At 41.6% G+C, this 17,514-nt stretch carries 19 protein-coding genes; 13 read left to right on the top strand and 6 right to left on the bottom strand.

Going from position 1 to position 17,514, the window contains the following annotated elements; all coding sequences use genetic code 11:
* The first annotated feature begins 106 nt into the window (after positions 1-106).
* From B879_RS07685 to hflC, 3 genes are read left to right on the top strand one after another with little or no spacing between them, the layout of a single operon-like run.
* Positions 107-715: a cytochrome c oxidase subunit 3 gene (locus tag B879_RS07685; RefSeq protein WP_009184592.1), complete on the top strand. Its 609-nt coding sequence runs from the start codon at positions 107-109 to the stop codon at positions 713-715.
* Between the two features lie 54 nt (positions 716-769).
* On the top strand, positions 770-1,747 hold the full coding sequence (gene hflK, locus B879_RS07690) for an FtsH protease activity modulator HflK (RefSeq protein ID WP_009184593.1): 978 nt from the start codon (positions 770-772) through the stop codon (positions 1,745-1,747).
* Positions 1,744-2,682, top strand: coding sequence for a protease modulator HflC (gene hflC, locus B879_RS07695; RefSeq protein WP_009184594.1), 939 nt, complete (start codon positions 1,744-1,746; stop codon positions 2,680-2,682). The genes hflK and hflC overlap by 4 nt, the downstream gene beginning before the upstream one ends.
* Before the next feature lie 74 nt (positions 2,683-2,756).
* On the opposite strand, the gene guaB is transcribed toward hflC, so the two are convergent.
* From guaB to B879_RS07710, 3 genes are all read right to left on the bottom strand, one after another.
* Positions 2,757-4,235 (bottom strand): IMP dehydrogenase, encoded by a 1,479-nt coding sequence (gene guaB, locus B879_RS07700; RefSeq protein ID WP_009184595.1) that lies wholly within the window; start codon positions 4,233-4,235, stop codon positions 2,757-2,759.
* Between the two features lie 139 nt (positions 4,236-4,374).
* Positions 4,375-4,815 carry an ABA4-like family protein gene (locus tag B879_RS07705; RefSeq protein ID WP_009184596.1) on the bottom strand — a complete coding sequence of 147 codons (441 nt, stop codon included), beginning with the start codon at positions 4,813-4,815 and terminating at the stop codon, positions 4,375-4,377.
* Between the two features lie 84 nt (positions 4,816-4,899).
* Positions 4,900-6,096 carry an RsmB/NOP family class I SAM-dependent RNA methyltransferase gene (locus tag B879_RS07710; protein ID WP_040400371.1) on the bottom strand — a complete coding sequence of 399 codons (1,197 nt, stop codon included), beginning with the start codon at positions 6,094-6,096 and terminating at the stop codon, positions 4,900-4,902.
* 75 nt (positions 6,097-6,171) lie between these two features.
* Here B879_RS07710 and B879_RS07715 point away from each other — a divergent pair, with 75 nt between their 5' ends.
* The 7 genes from B879_RS07715 to B879_RS07745 all read left to right on the top strand — a co-directional run bounded on the left by B879_RS07715 (position 6,172) and on the right by B879_RS07745 (position 11,254).
* Positions 6,172-6,456, top strand: coding sequence for a hypothetical protein (locus tag B879_RS07715; RefSeq protein ID WP_009184598.1), 285 nt, complete (start codon positions 6,172-6,174; stop codon positions 6,454-6,456).
* Between the two features lies 1 nt (position 6,457).
* Positions 6,458-6,808, top strand: a complete 351-nt coding sequence (locus B879_RS07720; protein WP_040400367.1) for a hypothetical protein — start codon at positions 6,458-6,460, stop codon at positions 6,806-6,808.
* A 4-nt stretch (positions 6,809-6,812) separates the two neighbouring features.
* Entirely contained in the window at positions 6,813-7,655 is an 843-nt protein-coding gene (gene prmC, locus B879_RS07725; RefSeq protein WP_306413692.1) for a peptide chain release factor N(5)-glutamine methyltransferase, read from the top strand.
* Positions 7,656-7,804: 149 nt separating this feature from the next.
* A complete protein-coding gene (locus tag B879_RS07730) occupies positions 7,805-8,335 on the top strand; it encodes a hypothetical protein (RefSeq protein WP_009184601.1) in 531 nt (176 codons plus the stop codon).
* Positions 8,336-8,431: 96 nt separating this feature from the next.
* The gene (locus B879_RS07735; RefSeq protein ID WP_009184602.1) at positions 8,432-9,283 is read left to right on the top strand and encodes a TorF family putative porin; all 852 of its coding nucleotides are present in this window, start codon (positions 8,432-8,434) and stop codon (positions 9,281-9,283) included.
* Complete coding sequence (locus B879_RS07740) at positions 9,258-9,932, top strand: response regulator transcription factor (RefSeq protein WP_009184603.1); 675 nt, start codon at positions 9,258-9,260, stop codon at positions 9,930-9,932. The genes B879_RS07735 and B879_RS07740 overlap by 26 nt, the downstream gene beginning before the upstream one ends.
* A gap of 5 nt (positions 9,933-9,937) precedes the next feature.
* Complete coding sequence (locus B879_RS07745) at positions 9,938-11,254, top strand: sensor histidine kinase (RefSeq protein WP_009184604.1); 1,317 nt, start codon at positions 9,938-9,940, stop codon at positions 11,252-11,254.
* On the opposite strand, the gene B879_RS07750 is transcribed toward B879_RS07745, so the two are convergent.
* Both B879_RS07750 and B879_RS07755 read right to left on the bottom strand, forming a co-directional pair.
* Entirely contained in the window at positions 11,244-11,861 is a 618-nt protein-coding gene (locus B879_RS07750; RefSeq protein ID WP_009184605.1) for a hypothetical protein, read from the bottom strand. The two genes, B879_RS07745 and B879_RS07750, sit on opposite strands and share 11 nt — an antisense overlap.
* 21 nt (positions 11,862-11,882) lie before the next feature.
* A complete protein-coding gene (locus tag B879_RS07755; protein ID WP_009184606.1) occupies positions 11,883-12,875 on the bottom strand; it encodes a dipeptidase in 993 nt (330 codons plus the stop codon).
* Positions 12,876-12,963: 88 nt separating this feature from the next.
* On the opposite strand from B879_RS07755, the gene B879_RS07760 reads away from it, so the two are divergent.
* Entirely contained in the window at positions 12,964-13,476 is a 513-nt protein-coding gene (locus B879_RS07760) for a 3-hydroxyanthranilate 3,4-dioxygenase (protein ID WP_009184607.1), read from the top strand.
* 482 nt (positions 13,477-13,958) lie between these two features.
* Here the strand turns inward: B879_RS07760 and B879_RS07765 are convergent, their stop codons facing one another.
* Positions 13,959-14,447: a DUF6702 family protein gene (locus B879_RS07765; protein WP_009184608.1), complete on the bottom strand. Its 489-nt coding sequence runs from the start codon at positions 14,445-14,447 to the stop codon at positions 13,959-13,961.
* 89 nt (positions 14,448-14,536) lie between these two features.
* On the opposite strand from B879_RS07765, the gene B879_RS07770 reads away from it, so the two are divergent.
* Together B879_RS07770 and B879_RS07775 are read left to right on the top strand one after the other, a co-directional pair.
* Positions 14,537-15,118: a HupE/UreJ family protein gene (locus tag B879_RS07770; protein ID WP_009184609.1), complete on the top strand. Its 582-nt coding sequence runs from the start codon at positions 14,537-14,539 to the stop codon at positions 15,116-15,118.
* Positions 15,119-15,161: 43 nt separating this feature from the next.
* Positions 15,162-17,498 (top strand): M1 family metallopeptidase, encoded by a 2,337-nt coding sequence (locus B879_RS07775; RefSeq protein ID WP_009184610.1) that lies wholly within the window; start codon positions 15,162-15,164, stop codon positions 17,496-17,498.
* Positions 17,499-17,514: the final 16 nt, after the last annotated feature.

A 17,514-nucleotide genomic window follows, 5' to 3' on the forward strand; every position in this document is an offset into this window, starting at 1 on the left:
AAAATGATTTTGTTTCCTTGTTTTTAGAGTTGAATGTGAAAATGTATCCAATAATCCTGAACCTACCGGGCTTTAAAATGTTTTATGTACAGAGCAATTAAGGAATATGGAAAAACCCAAGGAAACCTGGTTTCAAAAAATTGAAAATATGCATCCCTATCAAACACTCATGTATTTGGGTATGTTTGGTAGTGGCTTGATCTTTATTTTTATGACGGTGGCTTTCTTAGCATCAGCTACTGGAAATACGGAAGGCCTTGGATTTAAAATGCCAAAATCCTTTATCATCAGCACCTTTGTCATATTAATCAGTGGCTATACGGTTTCCAAAATGCTCTTACATTATAAAGAAGAATCTCTTTTCAAACTCAAAAACAGCCTATTATCGACTTTTTTTCTAGGCCTAATCTTTACATTGCTGCAGTTTTTGGGTTGGAAAGAGCTGACTTTAATAGGTGTAGATTTCAGAGGACTTCCCAGTGGGAGCTTTTTATATGTATTGAGTGGCATCCACATTTTCCACCTTCTGGGAGCCATGGTTTTTGCCATCATCATGGTGGTTAAATATAAACGCACCGAAAAGGATGATATCAAACACCTGGTATTATTGACCAATCCTTATGAAAAAATGAAGATTCAACTTTTTACTACTTACTGGCATTTCATGGATGCCATTTGGTTGCTGCTTTTTATGACTTTTGTTCTAACCTTCTAAGAATTCATTCGTAAATTAATTTCTTGAAAGATTAAATAGCCTAAATACTTAAACATGTCAGATAACAAATATGAAATAAACATTGACCCGGATTGGTTCAAGAAATATGCCTTACGCATCGTTGCGGGCTTCTTGCTCTTGGCAGCTTTGGTCACCGGAGTCAAGACCGTTGGTCCTGAAGAAGAAGGAGTAGTCATACAACTTGGAAAATACAACAGGACCGTACAGCCCGGATTGAATTTCATCATTCCCTTTGGCTTTGAGTCTATGTATAAAATTCCTGTACAAAGACAGCTCAAGCAAGAATTTGGATTCAGAACCAGAAGTGCAGGTACTCAATCCGAATATGCAAAGAGCTCATTTGGAGACGAGAGCATGATGCTGACTGGAGACCTGAACCTGACCGATGTGGAATGGGTAGTTCAATACCGAATCGTGGATTCTTACCGCTATTTATTTAGGGTTAGAAATGCTGAAAAAACCCTACGGGATATGTCAGAAGCCGCCATGAGAAAAATTGTGGGAGACAGGACTGTCAACGAAGTCCTGACAGTAGGAAGGCAAGAGGTAGCCAGTGCAGTGGAAGTATTACTCCAAAGAATGTGTGATGAATATGAAAACGGTATACGCATAGACCAGGTGGTATTACAGGATGTCAACCCGCCTGAGCCAGTCAAACCTTCTTTCAATGCTGTAAATGAGGCACAACAGGAAAGAGAAACTTTGATCAACCAAGCAGAAGCAGAATACAACAGGGTAATCCCAAGAGCAAGGGGTGAAGCAGAAGAGACCATTCAATTGGCTGAAGCTTATGCTTTGAACCGGGTTAACAGGTCCAAGGGTGAAGCAGACAGGTTCAATGCTTTATTTGAATCCTATGTAAAGGCACCAGAAGTGACCAAGCAAAGGATTTATCTGGAAACCATGGAAAGGGTGCTTCCTAAAATCGGGAACAAAATCATTGTAGACGAAAAAGGAAATAACGTACTACCATTGTTGAACATTGACAAAGTAAAAAGCAACACACCATGAAAACGAAAAGTACTATATTGATCATCATTGGAGCAGTAGCCGCCATTTTGTTGCTGAACGGTGTCTATATTTTGGATGAAACCAAGCAAGCCATAGTCACCCAATTTGGAAGGCCCGTAGGTGAACCGCGCACTGAACCAGGATTGAATTTCAAAGTCCCATTTCTCCATAAAGTTCAATTCTTTGATAAGAGATACCTGGAGTGGGATGGGGACAAAAACCAAGTTCCTACCAAGGACAAGAAGTTTATATTTGTGGATTCTTATGCACGATGGGAGATTACCAACCCTTTACAGTTCTTTATCCGTCTCAGGGATGAGCGTTCTGCCCAATCCAGGTTGGATGATATCCTTGATGGAGAGACCCGGAATGCAGTAGCCAGCCACGATCTTTTGGATTTGGTCAGGTCATCCAATAGGGATCCCGAGGTTACTGAGGATTTCATGGAGGAAATAGAAATCTTGGAGGATATTTCTGTTGGAAGAGCTATCATAGAAAAGATCGTCCTTGAAAAAGCCAACGAAAGAACAGCCGACCTTGGAGTAAGAATTTTGGATTTCCGTTTCAAGCGAATGAATTATGTGGATGAAGTGAGGGATAGGGTTTACGATAGAATGATTTCCGAAAGGTTAAGGATTGCCGATCAGTTCAGATCAGAAGGTCAGGGTGAGGCTCGCATCATTGAGGGTAACAAGGAAAGGGACCTGGCTCAAATTCAGTCTGAAGCTTTCAAATTGGCTGAAGAAATCAAAGGTAGGGCAGATGCTGAGGCAACGGATATTTATGCTTCTGCCTACAACCGCAACAGACAGGCTGTTGACTTGTACAAGTTTTTACGTACTATGGAAAGTTTTGAAAAATCTATGGATGAAAATACCAGCTTAATACTTTCCTCAGATAGTGAGTTTTTCAAATATCTAAGAAGATTGAATTAATCTGGGAATAAAAACCTGAAATTGCCTCTGATTTGTAGGACAAAAAAAGCGGTGGATTTCTCCACCGCTTTTTTTTACATTTTAGCTGAATAATTAGGTGCCTCCCTAGTAATACTTACATCGTGTGGGTGAGACTCTTTTACACCGGCAGCGGTTATTTTCACAAATTTACCATCCCGCTGAAGGTCTTCTATGGTCTTGGTACCACAATATCCCATACCTGCTTGCAAGCCTCCAACCAATTGGTAAAGCACTTCAGCAACCAATCCTTTATAAGCGACCCTACCGACAATACCCTCTGGCACTAATTTCTTGATATTGTCTTCCGCATCCTGAAAATAACGGTCTTTTGAACCAGATTCCATAGCTTCTAAAGAACCCATCCCCCTGTAGGTTTTGAATTTTCTTCCTTCATAAATGATCATTTCTCCCGGAGCTTCTTCAGTGCCCGCCAGTAAAGACCCGATCATGATGGAACTCCCTCCTGCAGCAATGGCCTTTACCAAATCGCCTGAATAACGAATCCCCCCATCAGCAATTACCGGAACATGCTTTCCCTTCAGGGCTTCAGCACATTCAAATACGGCTGAGAGTTGGGGAACTCCCACGCCGGCAATGACGCGGGTCGTACAAATACTACCTGGACCAACACCCACCTTTACCGCATCCGCTCCAGCTTCTGCCAAGGCTATGGCCGCCTCAGGCGTAGCGATATTACCAACAATCACATCCAAATCAGGGAATGCTTTTTTAATTTTTCTACAGGTCTCAATGACACCCTTGGAATGTCCATGTGCAGTATCAATGGAAACTACATCAACTCCAGCATTTTTCAAGGCTTCTACACGCTCTACGATGTCAGCGGTAACACCAACTGCAGCACCCACACGCAACCTGCCGTATTCATCTTTACAAGCATGAGGCTTGTCTTTCCTTTTTAGTATGTCCTTATAGGTGATGAGCCCGGTAAGCTTATTTTCCTCATCTACGATTGGTAGCTTCTCAATTTTATATTCCTGAAGGATTTCTTCCGCCTGTTCCAGAGAAACCCCTGCCTTAGCAGTAATCAGGCCATCGACCGTCATGATGTCTTTGATCATGACGTTTTGGTCTTTGATAAAACGTAAGTCTCTATTGGTGATGATGCCTTTGAGAATCCTGCTCTCATCCACTACAGGAATACCACCAATGTGGAATTCCCTCATGATGGCTTCAGCATCTTTTACCCTTGCATTGATGTCCAATGTAATGGGGTCCAATATCATCCCTGCCTGAGATCGTTTTACCTTACGGACCTGGGCAGCCTGCTTTTCAATGGACATATTCTTGTGGATGAAACCCAATCCTCCCTCAAGGGCCATGGCAATAGCCAGTTCGGCTTCTGTAACCGTATCCATAGCAGCTGAAACCAAAGGAATATTCAGCCTGATGTTTTTCGTAAGTTGGGTGGAGGTATCTGTATCCCTTGGAAGGACTTCTGAGTATCCAGGGACTAGAAGCACATCGTCATAGGTGAGTGCTTCGTAAAGGAATTTATCTGTATTTCTGTTCATGGCAAATAATGGTTATAGGTAACCCTATTTGCCCGTCAAAGATACAAAGATTTTAACTTGCCAATCAAACCTGCTTCAAAATAAATTTCAGTTTTACCGAATATTTTTTCGACTTAACAAATTTTATTCGGCATGTTTGTCAATGATAAGGACTTTGATTCAGGGTCTTGGTCTTAATGCCTCTTACAACAAAATAGACCAACACACCCACTGGGCCCATCATAAATGTAAATAGCAAACAGGGAAAAACTGCCCATCTGCTGATATCCTTTTCCCAGGCATCTTTGGCTATCCACATCCCTACAAATAAGTCAAAAGCCAGGTAATGAATCCAGCCTGCCAAAAGGGCCTCGTCAGATTGGAAAACAGCCCTCACTTTGGATAGGCTGTCAAAATTCAAATCAGCAGGACTTCCAAATGCATAAAAAATATAATACACATACGTGATTCCAAGTATGATCAAAGTTCCAGAAAATAATGTCTGATAGATCCATTTTCTGGGATAAAAAATAAAAAGGGCAATCCATGAAAAAATAGCCAGTAAGCTGACCATGCTGAATACGGCTTCTAATGTGCTCATAGTGTTATGCGGTTGAGTTGATAGAAATTTACACAAAAAATTTACTTTGCGCTTAAAAACCAAGAGAAAATACCGGAATCCACTTTATTTGGCTTTTCTTTTCAGCTTGGCGATATAAAATCCATCAAAACCACTTTCATGCGCCAATACCTTTTGATCCTCCATCAATTCAAAATCTTTTCCTTTTTCAGAAGATAGAAATTTTTCTACTTGAAGCTGGTTTTCGGAAGGAAGGATACTACAGGTAGCATAGACCAAAAGACCTTCTGGCTTGACCATGGAGGCATAATTCTGGAGAATCTCTTGCTGCATTTTCTGTACTTTCTCTATGGATTCCGGGCTAAGTTTCCATTTGGTATCAGGATTCCTCTTTAGAACTCCAAGCCCTGAACATGGCACATCCAACAATACCCGATCAGCTGATTCATTTAACCTTTTGATGGTTTTACTGCCTTCTATGACGCGGGGTTCAATAATGCTTACCCCGTTTCTTCTGGCTCTCAGTTTGGTGTTCTGAAGCTTCCAACCTTCCACATCCATGGACAGGATACGACCTTTATTTTCCATAAGGGCAGCCAAATGCAGGGATTTCCCACCGGCACCTGCACAGGCATCAATCACCCGCATACCAGGTTCAACCTCCAAAGCTGCGGCCACCAATTGGGAAGAAGCATCCTGAACTTCAAAAAGCCCATCTTTAAAAGCCTGGTTCTTGAAAATATTTTGCCTTTTAGCCAAAACCAAAGCGTCTTTATACCCTTTTGGGGAATAAGTTTCTATTCCATCCTGGGCCAATCTGTTCATCAATTCCTCCCTGGAAATCTTAAGGGTGTTTACCCTGATCACTACTGAGGCCTGCTGGTTCAGTGTGTCAATTTCCTCATCCCACTTATCACCGAGAAGCGCAGCACCCATTTGATCCAACCAGTCCGGAATAGACTGTTTGAGAGCCCGTATATCCTTCACCTTTTCATACTTGGTCTTGATTTTATAAGCATCCAGTCCATTGAATTCCCGCCAATCAGGCAACTTATTGCCTTGTAGCAGCCAATAAGTACCAAATAGATGATAAAGGTCTTTACTTGGACTCACTTCATTGATCAGCCTCCACCAGCGTACCATCTCATATATTGTTTCTGCAACAAAAGCCCTGTCCCTTGCTCCCCATTTCGGATTGGATTTTAGGGTTTTTTCGATCACCTTGTCCGCGTATCGGTTCTGATTGAAAATTTCGTCAATGGCCTGAACGACTCCTCTGACAGTGTTGGGAAATAATTTCATGGTACAAAGATAGGTATTCCTTTCCTCATTGAGGTTCAAAATGGGCAAATTGAGAATCCTTTCTTATTTTTGAACATGGGACAGAAGAAATGCCCCCATTGTGGGGAATGGTCCAGCTGGACTACCAATATGAATGATATCTGCGACCACTGCGGCAAACCACTGGGGGGCAGGGATTTAGAATACCATGAAATCCGGCAAAGGGATGAACAGGCCAACAAAGAACAGTGGATTTTTAATATCCGAGAAGACGATTCTGAATTGATGAAAGTGTTAAAAAAAGTGGGTAACTTCTTCTACACCGTGTATATGGCTATCTTGACCTTTTTGGCCTGGTTAATCGCCGCTTTACCAGGATAAGATGCATGTACTTAAAAATCCCTTTTTCTTAACTGCTTGTCTATTGTTTTGGATCAATCAATATCTGGAAAAAGTAAAGGGTGTTTTTATTCCTTATGTCCATGCCTATTTGGATGACTTACTGGCCATGCCTGTTGTTTTGGGCATTAGCCTTCAGGTATTTCAATGGATCCATCCCTTAAAAGCGGGGTTTAGGTTTACTAAAGTGCAGGTAATGGTAGGTTGGCTCTACTTTTGTCTGCTCTTTGAAGTACTGCTGCCCAAATGGTCAGATCAATATGTAGCAGACCCTTGGGATGCACTGGCCTATGGCATTGGGGCAGTTATTTTTTACCTGTTTATCAATAAATAAGTCAATGATGATCACACTAAGGCAATTATTTTCCAAGTATACAACCCAATTGGACTCCCTCTACTCCGCCCAGGAAGCAGAAAGTCTTTGCTTTTGGCTTTTTGAAGAATATTTGGGTAAAAAAAGACTTGACATTGTCAAAGATGGAGAGCTACAAGAAATCCCTGATTCACTTCAACAAGCTTTTGAACAATTGCTTGAAGGCAAACCCATTCAATACATCACCGGAAAGGCTCCTTTTTATGGACGGGAGTTTGAAGTTGGACCGGAAGTATTGATCCCAAGGAATGAAACCGAGGAACTGGTACACCTGATCATAAAAGAAAATCCACAAGAGGGTTTGAAAATCCTGGATATAGGCACTGGTTCAGGCTGTATTCCGATAACTTTGGCTTTGGAGTTAAAACAGCCAAAAATATTTGCTGTGGACATCAGTCCGGAGGCACTGAACATAGCCGAAAGAAATTCGGCCAAGCATGGAACCTCCGTAATTTTTAGAAAACTGGATATTTTGGAAGAAGCAATTCCCATTGAAGCAATCGATATTCTCGTCAGTAACCCCCCTTATGTGCGGTATTCTGAAAAAGAAAAAATGCACAAAAATGTACTGGAATATGAACCGCATTTGGCGCTCTTCGTTTTTGATGAAGATCCTTTGCTTTTTTATAGGGTCATCGCAGAAAAAGGCAAAAAGGCATTGAAGCCGGGTGGTAAACTATATTTTGAAATCAATGAGACCTTGGGAGATCATGTAAAAGGACTGTTGGAAGAATTGGGTTACGTACAGGTAAGAATTATAAAAGACCTGAATGGAAAAGACAGGATAGGAACAGGTCAGCATGTTTAGACCGTTTATTTATCTCTGCAAACAAAAGGGAAATCCAAGCATTTAGAATTGAAGAAAAAATTTTTGTAAATTTTTACAAATGATGGAATTTTCATTTTCCCTTCATCTTGACACCTTTCCTTTGTAGAAGAAACTTAAAGAACCAAGATATGAAAAAGTTAATCTTAATCCCTGCTTTTGTGATGGCTGTTGGTTTAGCCTATGCACAGACAGAAGAGAAGAAAGACCCTGTTCGTCCTGTCAATACAGAAATCAACGAAAATGCTGCCAAGGGGCAAGAAATCAGTAATATGGGAACCACCTTGGAAGGTGGAAAAGAAAAAGGCTTGGGTATTTCCAGTGCTGCCAGAAGAAGTACATTGATAAGAGAAAGGGCTGCGAAAGGAGCTGAAAATTCAGAGGCTGGCAGAGAAAGGGCGGCCATGGGAGCTGAAAATGCTGCTGCTGGCAGAGAAAGAGCTACTATGGGGGCTGAAAATGCAGAAAGGGGCAGAGGAATATCCAATCAGATGCGACCTGCTTCTCAAGTAAGACCTGAAGTTCCTGCACAAGCTAGGCCAAATGTGACTGTACCACAATCCAGACCTAATGCACCTGTGGTAAGGCCCAATGTACCTGCACCCAACAGGCCCACACCACCTGCCGGAAGACCTGGTGGCCTACCTGGCGGAGGTATTTAAATTTGAAATATTCGGTCTATCTTGCTGTCCTTACTGCCTATTTGCAGTAAGGCAGCTTCTTTTTAAGCAATAAATCACCCCAAATACCTTTTGATCATGAAATGGAAAAGCCTAGTTTTTACGATGCTTTGGCTGGGTACATTCACGCACAGTATGGCGCAGGAAGCCGATACATTGGCAGTCAGTGATGAAAAAACCGTTTATGATTTTATCATTCTTAACTCCAGGTATCAAAATGCCTTTACTTTTCTCGGTAGAGATTTTGGACTGAACATCCCTCTGGTTTCTTCCGATGTGATGTATTTCTTCAACTCGGGTCTGTACTTCAATGCCAGTGGAATCAAGTTTTTTCAAACTGGTGTACCTTGGCAGTATGCACTTACCGGCGGCTACGCGAAGGATATTTCAGATAAAACAGACATTAATTTGAGTTACTCTCAATTCATTGTAGTCGATGAAAGTGCCGTTACAGGCATACAAAACCTTGCTTTTCTTCAAGGTACCTTTGGTTGGGAATGGGGTCCCCTTTATAGCAGTATTCAGGGTCAATTTTTATTCAATGAGGATTTAGACTATTTCGTAAGTACCCACCATTCCAGGTATTTCGAGTTTGATAGAAAGTTGTTTAAAGCATTTACAGTATCCTTCGAGCCAAGACTTTCCATAATGGCAGGAACAAGTAGGTTTTACCTGATGGGGCAATATGAATTTACCCCCAATGAGTTGGATGACCTGGATAAATTCAGACTGCAAAGTTGGGAATTCATGCTTCCATTGACATTCAATGTGGGTTATTTTGATTTTGAATTCCAAGCCAGGTATGTGAGGCCACTGAATGTACCTGATTTTGATTTATCAAATGGGAGATTTGTCTTTGGTGGACAGCTGTCTTATGCCATTCCAGTAAAAAGAAAAAGAAACCATGAGGATATTGTTGGTAGAAGATGAAAAAAACCTTGCCATGGAGATCAAAAGCTTTATGGAAGTTGAGGGGGACATTTGTGATCTCTCAGGGAGTCTCAGGGAGGCCTCAGAAAACCTAGCGGTCAACCCTTATGATTTTGTTTTGCTGGATCTTGGACTACCAGATGGAGATGGGTTGGATTTATTGGAAGAAATTTCCGATTACCAAGAGCGCACTTCTGTGATTATCCTTACTGCCCGATCAGAGGTAGATGATAGGGTAAAAGGACTTCAATTGGGGGCAGATGATTACTTGGCAAAACCGTTTTCTTTAGTAGAATTAAAAGCACGCATGCAGGCTATTCTGAGAAGAAAAAGTGGTTGGAACCGGGACTTAATAAGCATTGGAGACTTTGAAATGGATCTGAATAACAAGAGTATTTCCTACCAAAAAGAAGAGATTGCTTTGACTAAAAAAGAATTCACGCTACTACATTTTATGGTGATCAACAAAAACAGGGTCCTAAATAGGTTTCAGCTTGCGGAACATCTTTGGGGAGATCATTTGGAAGATGACTATCAATCCAACTATATTGATGTACACATCAAAAATATCCGTAAAAAACTAGGACAATATGCACCTACGGATTGGCTGGAAACAGTCCGCGGATTAGGATATAAAATTAAAGCTTAAACCCTATGCGGCTTTCAACCAAGTTTTTATTATTCAATTTTTTAGCTAAGGGAATCATTCTCCTTGTTTTTTTAGCTGCCAGTCCTTTTGTATTGAGGTACTTTGCGATCAAGAGTACTGACAGGCAACTCGTTGAAAAGAAAAACGAAGTCTTGGCGATTGTAGCGGCTGAAGGCATGGAAAGTTTTATTTCCCAGGAAAATCCAGAGTTGGGATTTGGTTCCTATAATATTTTGAAGGAAGAATACATCCTCTTAGAACAGGTCCCACAGCTTTATGATACAGACCTGATTTTTGTAGAAGAGCGTATTCTGGATAATGAATCTGTCACTTATAGGGTGTATTCTTATGCATTTGAAATGGATGGTGCATACTTTCTATTGGAAATAGGCAGGAGCTTACAGACCATCAAAGAAATAGAGGCTCTCATTTTTAAAATACTTATCAGCACAGTGATTTTGTTTTTTTTCCTATCATTCTTCCTGGACAATACCTTTAATAAAAGCATTCTTCGCCCTTTTTCACAGATTATTGACAAAAAGCTTTCTCATATTAAGGAGCCACAACAATTTTCTTACAAGGCGATTGAGACGAATACCGACGAATTTGTTTTACTGGACGAATCTCTTTCCGAAATGATGCGCAGGATACAAAGGGCTTTCAATCAGGAAAGAATTTTCATTTCCCATGCTTCCCATGAGCTTAAAACCCCGATTTCTGTCTTACAGACCAAGGTTGAAACCCTATTTGCCCAGGAAGGCCTCAGCGGTGAGCAAATGGATAAGCTGATGGACATGCAGCAAACCATTCAAAAGATGAAGAAAACGGTCAATGCCCTCTTGCTGATTTCCAAGGTCAATAATGCGCAGTTTATAAAAACTGAAGAAGTCCCCGTGCACGAGGTCCTGGAAGAATTAATAGAAGACTGGGAAGCTATGGCTACTGAAAAAAACATACAGCTTTACTTCGAAGAAGCCGATGCTTTTGTAATTAAGGAAAGCAACCGGTCCCTTTGTCTGATGATGTTGAGAAATGCCTTGGTCAATGCCATCAAATACACACCGGAGTCCGGTAAGATTTACATCACTGGAAAAAAGCAAGAGAATCAGTACAGGGTTTCAATTAAAGACAGCGGCCCCGGAATTTCTACAAAACTTTTGGAACAGGTGGAAAGGGGTACGGTTTTTCTTAAAGATGTGGAAAAAGATAAATCAGGTTTTGGCTTACAGATTTTATATAAAGTAGCTTTATACCTGGGGGTAAAAGTTGAAATTAAGAGTGGGAATTCAGGTACAGAGGTCATTTTTGATTTTACGAATTAGATAAAAACTCCCCTATCCAAAAAATCCCTTTGGAAGAGAACTCAGAAGTACCTTCGGGTAATTCCATCATGGTGCTATGGTGCACTTCAATAATTTGAGCTGCCTCCTCGTTTTTTACTTCAATCAATGTGCCTTCGGGAGCATGCAACTGAACGTTACATGGGACAAACCACTTCCTGAAATGGCCAGATTTGATGGGAAAATACCGAATCGGTCCATCCCATACCACCAAATCTAACCTTTCCAGTTTGGGTTCCAGGTCAAATACCTTTTGATGATTAAAACCAATGATATTGGCTGCCCCATGCTTGGTCGCCACAAGGTATTGCAAAGCTTCTTCCAGGTAGTTCCCATTTTGCACCCCTAAAAATCTGACCGGATATTGCTCTTCCAGTAAATTGAAATGACTTTTTTGAAATGCAAGATCCGCCAATATTATGTCAATTTTGATCCCCCAGGAAATCACTGTGTAAACCTCTTCCTGAGTTACCAGTACTGTGGGCACCCATTCTAAAAGTGGAGCTATTTGCTCAAATTGGATATTATTGGTATCCAAGATGATAAGGGCCGGTTCCTGCTGCTCTTTGACAAAGTGATGGGAGGACATACCTTTAAGTTATTACTGTTATTACTGTCTCCAGATCTTGGAGAAAAACCTTTGCCCATTTTTGTAGGCCAACTTTTCCAATTGGATTACACTGAGGTTTTCAGATAGTTGTTCCAATATGTTGGGATATTTTGAAGCATTTTCTACCAAGGGGAAGTAAAAGGGATGCCTGGACTTATCGGGAAAATCCTTGGTATAGAAGAAGTCTGCCCCAAAACACATTTGGTCTTCCGCTCCAATATCAAAGCCATGAAGGATATGTTCGAAAATCCTTTCAGGCTCCTTATCGTCCAAAAATGCCCGCAGAAAATTAATACCAATAAGTCCTTTTCTTCGGATTACTTCCTGAGCAAATTCATGATTGAGGTTGCGTTTGTGGTCCCAAACCGTTCTAAAATTAGAGTGACTGGCCATCACGGGGATAGCTAACTTTTGGGCATCAATATGGCTTAAAATGCCTTTGGCCAAATGATCAGAGGTATGTGAAAGATCTATGGCAATTTTTTTCCCCGAAATATAATCCAGCAATAACTTTCCGTCCTTTTTAAGACCTATTCCAGTAGTATAATTACCCCCCCCAAACCTGTTTTCGGTATGGTGGGTCAAGCTGATATAAGCAATTCGCCCCGTCAATTTGATCAATTGGTCGAGTTGGGCAAATGCATCCTCGATGGGGACTTCATCCTCTGCCAGTCCCGCAGCATTTTCTATGGCTGCCACCATACCAATCTTGGAATTCTGATCAAGTGAATCTAAAAAATCTGCATCTGCCTGCATTACCTGATCGGCATAGGTCATAAGCATTTCCCGGTATTTAAAGGCCTGCTTGATTGCCAAGCTCATGCTACCCGGCTTGACATCGGTGTAGATGGCGCAGACCTGCATTTTGACATTTCCCTGCTGCAGCAAAGGAAGGGCACAGGCGATCTCTTCTGCTTGGTCCGGTCTGGCTCCAGGGATTTTGGCCAAATAGGATAGAATGTCACAATGCGTGTCGATAATAGGTATTTGCATGGGCTTTAGATTGATTCACCAAAGAAACCAAAAATTGCTGTTTTTTTGGCTATTTTAGCAGTCATAAAAATCTAAATGTAGAATAATTATGTCTATCGCCCAACCCATCAACTTTCAAAAGTGGATTGAAGAAAACCGTCATTTGCTGAAGCCACCCATTGGCAATCAGGTAATGTACAAGGGAAATGATGACTTCATCGTCATGGTAGTCGGTGGGCCAAATTCCCGTAAGGATTTTCATTACAATGAAGGGGAAGAATTTTTCTATCAAGTGGAGGGTGAGATCGTTTTGAAGGTTGTGGACGAAGGTGAGGTCAAAGATATTCACATCAAGGAAGGAGAGATGTTTTTACTGCCTGCCCGTACGCCCCATTCACCCAGAAGACCGGCCAAAACCATAGGGTTGGTCATGGAGCGTTACCGAAAACCGGGGGAAAAGGATGGCTTTATCTGGCATTGCGAAAACTGTGGAAACAAGTTGTATGAAGAGTATCATGAAATTACTGATATCGTGAACCAGTTACCACCGATAATGGAGCGGTTTTGGAAAAATCCCGACAACACCAAATGCAAAAAATGCGGAAGGGTGATGAAACCGTGAAAAGAGAAGCGAGATGTAAGAAATTAGAATTTTATGGGTAGAGAGATTGTGGGGGTAAACTAAAACATGCTTTGTGATATATTTTAGAAATACTCCTTTTATCAAAGCTGAGCCGGACCAAAACAAAAACCACATCAAATATGGGAAAGCTATGTTTTCTATGATTCTATGCGGCTCAAAAACCTTATTGAAAGTCTATTATCATTTTTTATTTACCACATAGGATCGACATAGCACACATAGTTAAAACCCCTACCCATGTTATCCTGGTTTTGCAATTTGAAAGCATGGTTTTAATCATCCACAGGACTTGTTCCGCAAAGCGGGATGAATTTGGGAAACTTTTGTTCTCTTTTGTTACTGTTGTGGTTTAAAAAAATTTAGATTCATTGGTCTAATTTTCGGAATAGCTATTTTCTTAATGAAATCTTTAAATCCCTTAACTAAATGGTTTCATCCGAAATCCAACTTGAAAGTCCCTTTCAAAACCTCAATTCCCCTCTTTCCTTGCCTTTATATAAGATCAGGCTTTTAGGTTTACGGTCCATATAAAAATTCACAATGTTCTGTTGTCCGTCAAAATGCTGGATCAAGACGGAACTATAAACCTCCACTGTCTTTGGGGTGGGCACTTTTTCCGCTTCTAGATAAAACCATGCTGCTTCTTCCTCAATTTCAAAACCCAGGTAATTCAAGGTCACTTTTTGCCCATTGATGCGTATTTCATTTTTTTCCAATAGATAACCTTTGGCCATTTCCTCCAAAGCTTTGCGGTCCATTGGATTCAAAAAATCTACCTTGGTCTTATGGATATCTCCTAAGGCTACTTCCAGGTCGTCCCAAAATATCTTTTGGGCAATTTCAAGACTTTTATTGGCAGGGTTGTACCTGATCTCTGTGAGACTGATGTAGAAAGGATGAAAAAACGCCTTCCATCCTAAAAAGAGCAGGAAAATGTAATTGAATTGCATTCGGAACGCTTATTTTATTTTCTTTGCAAATTAGAGATTTAATATACATACCTGAAAACTATTCGGGAAATAAAAATTATAGCGCATTAATGGGACAGTTTCAACTGTATTTTCAATTGGGGGTCCAACATATTTTGGATCTGGACGGTTTTGATCATATTCTCTTTGTTGTGGCCCTATGTGCCATCTACGTCCTGAGAGATTGGAAAAAGATCATCATTTTGGTTACTGCATTTACTGTGGGTCATTCCTTAACCCTGGCTTTGGCCACCTTAAATTTGGTCAGGGTCAATACCGATTTGGTAGAATTCCTGATTCCTGTGACCATTGCCATTACGGCATTGAGTAATGTCGTCAAACCCAAACCCAGTACAGGCAGGGGAATACAGGTCAATTATATCTTCGCCCTTTTCTTTGGTTTGATCCATGGATTGGGTTTTTCCAACTACCTCCGCTCACTTTTGGGGAAGGAAGCTTCCATTTTTGAACCTTTATTGGCATTCAATATCGGATTGGAAGTGGGACAGTTGGTAATTGTCGCTATATTTATGGTGGCAGGCGGTATCCTTCATGGAATCATTGGCATCAATCGTAGAGATTGGTCTATGATCATTTCTGCCATTGTATTGGGTATGTCCCTGATGATGATGTTGGATACAAAATACTGGTAATAAAATTTATCACTAAACTAAAAGGCACAGCAACCTATAACGTATGAAACAATTATTTACTCTTTTCGCCATGCTCTGCGTTATGCTCTTTTCCATCCCTGCAAATGCACAGTGGTCGGAGCAGAACCATGCCGAGCGATTCGAACAATTGGGCCCTATGCTCCGCTCCCCTAATGTGTACAGAACGGCTTCCGGAGCCCCGGGTCACATGTACTGGCAGCAAAAAGCTGATCATGAGATAGAAGTAGAACTCAACGATGACAACCAGTCTATCAAAGGTTGGCAAAAAATTACCTACTTCAACAATTCACCCGACCCCTTGAAATACCTATGGATCCAACTGGATCAAAATGAAAGGGCAGCTGACTCTAATACGCCAAAAATAGCGCAGAACAGCATCAACCCAAGAATGAGCCTGCGTCAAATCGAAGGCATCCTTTGGCATGACTTGGATCTTGGTTATAAAATCCTTAATGTCAAAGATATGGAAGGGAATGACATCCCGGTTACCATCGTCCAAACCATGATGCGTGTGGATTTACCAGAGCCTTTGATGCCAGGACAGCAGACTGAGTTTACCATGGATTGGACATTTAATATCCACGACAGAATGAGTTTCATCGGTGGTCGCCCAGGCTATGAGTATTTTCCAAAAGACGGCAATTACCTCTACACCATGGCGGAGTGGTTCCCAAGAATGGCCGTTTACTCTGACTTTGAGGGCTGGCAGCACAAACAATTCGTTGGACGTGGTGAATTTGCCTTGACATTTGGAGACTATAAAGTAAAAATTACCGTTCCCGCAGACCATATGGTGGGATCTACCGGTGTTTTGCAAAACGCCGAAGAAGTACTGAGCTCCACGGAATTACAGCGCTGGGAACAAGCTCAAAAATCCTATGACAAACCTGTTATCATTCGTACCCAAGCCGAAGCAGAGAGATTAGAAAAGCAAAAAGCCAGAGACAAAAAAACCTGGGAGTTTCACGCAGAAAATGTAAGAGATTTTGCCTGGACCTCTTCCAGAAAATTCATCTGGGATGCCATGGCGGTCAAGCAGGGAGGCAATGATGTCATGGCCATGTCTTACTATGCGAAAGAAGGTAACCCACTTTGGGAACAATATTCCACCCGCGTGGTAGCACATACAGTAAAATCTTATGCAGCGAGAACTTTTGACTACCCCTATCCCGTAGCCATCTCTGTAGAGGCAAGCAATGGGATGGAATATCCGATGATTTGCTTCAATTATGGGCGACCTGATGAGGACGGGACTTATTCGGATGCGATTAAGTATGGTATGATTTCCGTGATCATCCATGAGGTAGGACACAACTTTTTCCCTATGATTGTCAACTCTGATGAACGTCAGTGGTCTTGGATGGATGAAGGCTTAAACACCTTCCTTCAATATCTGGCGGAGCAGGAGTGGGACAGGAATTATCCTTCCAGAAGAGGTCCTGCCCATAAGATAGCCCCTTATATGGCCAGTGAAAGGCATTTGCTGGAACCCATTATGACGAATTCGGAAAACATCATACAGTTTGGACCCAATGCCTATGCCAAGCCGGCCACGGCCTTGAATATCCTTCGCGAAACCATCATGGGTCGTGAACTTTTTGATTATGCCTTCAAGGAGTATTCTCTAAGATGGATGTTTAAGCACCCTACCCCTGAGGATTTCTTCAGGACCATGGAAGATGCTTCGGGTATTGATTTGGACTGGTTCTGGAGAGGCTGGTTCTTTGGCACCGATCCAGTGGATATTTCATTGGAAGAAGTAAAATGGTACAAGCTGGATAACCGTACACCTGCAGAGAAGAAGGCAGACCAGAAAAAGGCAGCTGATAGAGAAGCTTACCATATCTCTATGGATTATAACAAAAAAGATATTCCACAGACGGTGGTTGAAGCCGATCCGGCCACTAGGGATTTCTACAACTCCTACAATCCCTTCACAGTAACCCCTGAAGATGAGCAGGCCTACAAAAACTTTATGGCTTCGCTTACTCCAAAGGAAAAGGAGCTAATGAACAGCGGATTGAATTTTTACGAGATGCGTTTCAGAAATGTGGGCGGATTGGTAATGCCATTGATCATTCAGTTTAACTATACGGATGGAACCTCAGAAGTGGAAAGGATCCCTGCTGAGATTTGGAGACTTAACGAATGGGAGGTGACCAAGGTGTTTGCCAAGAAAAAAGAAGTGGCCAGCATTATTTTGGATCCTTACAGAGAGACTGCAGATATTGATGAAGGTAACAACTACTGGCCAAGACAATTTGTGCCAAGCAGGTTTGAATTGTTTAAGGGAGCGACAGGTGCCAGAGGCGTATCCACCGGAGATAATCCAATGAGACGCGCTCGGAGTAGGAGATAAGATTGATTGAAGGAAT

Origin of the sequence: Cecembia lonarensis LW9, from assembly GCF_000298295.1 — a bacterium.
Taxonomy (GTDB): Bacteria; Bacteroidota; Bacteroidia; order Cytophagales; family Cyclobacteriaceae; genus Cecembia; species Cecembia lonarensis.